This window comes from Promicromonospora kroppenstedtii DSM 19349 (assembly GCF_000515355.1).
GTDB lineage: Bacteria > Actinomycetota > Actinomycetes > Actinomycetales > Cellulomonadaceae > Promicromonospora > Promicromonospora kroppenstedtii.
This window is the reverse complement of record NZ_KI911652.1, coordinates 1-1827: the sequence shown is the minus strand read 5'-3', so window position 1 is coordinate 1827 and position 1827 is coordinate 1. Positions and strand designations below refer to the sequence as shown.

2 protein-coding genes are annotated in these 1827 nt (G+C 73.3%); one reads left to right on the top strand and one right to left on the bottom strand.

What is annotated here, in order from left to right:
* The coding region (lnt, locus tag PROKR_RS10210; RefSeq protein WP_084800364.1) for an apolipoprotein N-acyltransferase at positions 1–912 on the top strand (912 nt) is incomplete at its 5' end.
* 4 nt (positions 913–916) lie between these two features.
* Here the strand turns inward: lnt and PROKR_RS34530 are convergent.
* Positions 917–1827, bottom strand: a 911-nt coding sequence (locus PROKR_RS34530) for a glycoside hydrolase family protein (RefSeq protein WP_036962818.1), incomplete at its 5' end; no start/stop codon positions are given.

Genomic DNA, 1827 nt, shown 5'->3' with positions numbered 1-1827 from the left:
GCGGCGCTCGCGGTCCTGCTGCTGGTCGTGCCCCAGTTCCCGACGTCGGACGCCGGCACGCTGCGCGTCGGCGCCGCCCAGGGCGACGGGCCCGCCGCCTACTCCGACGCGCGGGAGCCGGGCGACATGCTGGACTCCCAGCTCGCGGCGTCCGCCCCGCTGGAGAACGACCAGGTGGACCTCGTGGTCTGGCCGGAGGGCGGCGTGGACAGCGACCCGCCCGCCACGCCGTCCACCACGGTGGCCCTCGACTCGGCCGTCCGCCGGTACGGCGCCCCGCTGCTGCTGAACGCCGCGTCGGCGGACGGCGACCTGATCTACAACCGGTCGTTCCTGTGGACCGAGGGCGGCGCCGTGGCCTCGCACGCGAAGCGGCATCCCGTCCCGTTCGGCGAGTACGTCCCGGACCGGTGGTTGTACGGGGCCATCGTGCCCAGCCTCGTCAACCTTCTGGGCCGGGAGTACACGCCCGGCACCGACGCGCCCGCCGTCGACACGGGCGACGCCGTCGTCGGACTCGCGATCTGCTTCGACGTCGTGTTCGACGACGTGATCCGCGAGGGCATCGGCAACGGCGCGCAGGCCTTCATGTTCCAGACCAACAACGCCGACTTCCGGGGCACCGACGAGAACCTGCAGCAGACCGCGTTCGCGCGGATGCGGGCCATCGAGACCGGCCGCGCCGTCGTCAACCTCTCGACCACGGGCACCAGCCAGGTCTTCGCGCCCGACGGTGCGCCGGGCCAGGCCCTGCCCGCCGCCGAGCCCGGGCTGATCGTCACGGACGTCGAGCTGCGCGACGGCGTCACCGCCGGCGTGGCCCTCGGGCCGTGGCTCCAGGTGCTGATGGCGGCGGGCACCGTGGTGACCCTCGTCGCGCTGGGCGTGGCCGCCCGCCGCCGCCCGGCCTGACGGCTCAGCTCGTGCGGGCCACCGCGATGTTGGTGTTCCCGCGCTGCCCGGCCTCGTAGAACATGTACAGCCGGCCGTCCTCCTCGGCGAAGCTCGGGGCGGCGGCCCGCGTGGCCTGCGGCTCCGTGTACAGCACCCCGAGGTGGTTCTCGCGGTCGAAGCTCGTGCCGACGTCGGCGACGTGGATGCTGCCGGAACCGCTGTGGTAGACCACGTGGCCGCCGCCGTTGCGCGACCAGTAGTGGGCGCCGGAGAGCTGCCCGCCCTCGCCCGCGGCCGGCGAGATCAGCGGCTGCGGCTTGAACTGCCAGCCCGACGTGAGCCGGGTGGACCAGCCGATGAAGATCTTGCGGGTCCCGGCCTGCGCGCCCATGAACAGCATGATCTGCGTGTCCGACTTCGTGGGGTGGGGGAACACCCGCGCATAGGACGTCTCGGTGACGTCTCTGGGCAGCATCGCGGTGGTCAGCACGGTGCCCTCGTAGGTGAAGCTGCGCCCGTCGGCCGACGACGCCACGCGGGTGGTCGTGTTCTCGCCGTGGAAGTACAGGTAGAGCCGGCCGTCCGCGGCGTTCCAGACCGCGTGCGGGCTCGACACGTGGCTCACCGAGTAGTGCGGGGACCAGGTGCGGGAGATGACCGGGTTGCCCGAGTACTCCCGCCACGGGCCGTCGAGCGAGTCGGCGTAGGCGAGGCAGATCCCGCCCGGCGCATCGTGCGGGGCGTAGTACATGTACCAGCTGCCCAGCGGGTTCTGGACCCGGCCCGCGACGTTGCGGACCGACGGGAAGATGAGCTCGCCCGTCGGGTTGTAGGCGAGGGCCGACTTGTCCAGGGCGGCGCCGACCCGCTGGAACGTGGGGAAGCCCGGCACCGCGGCGGCCGCCCGGGGCGGTGCGGCGACGCCGAGGGCGG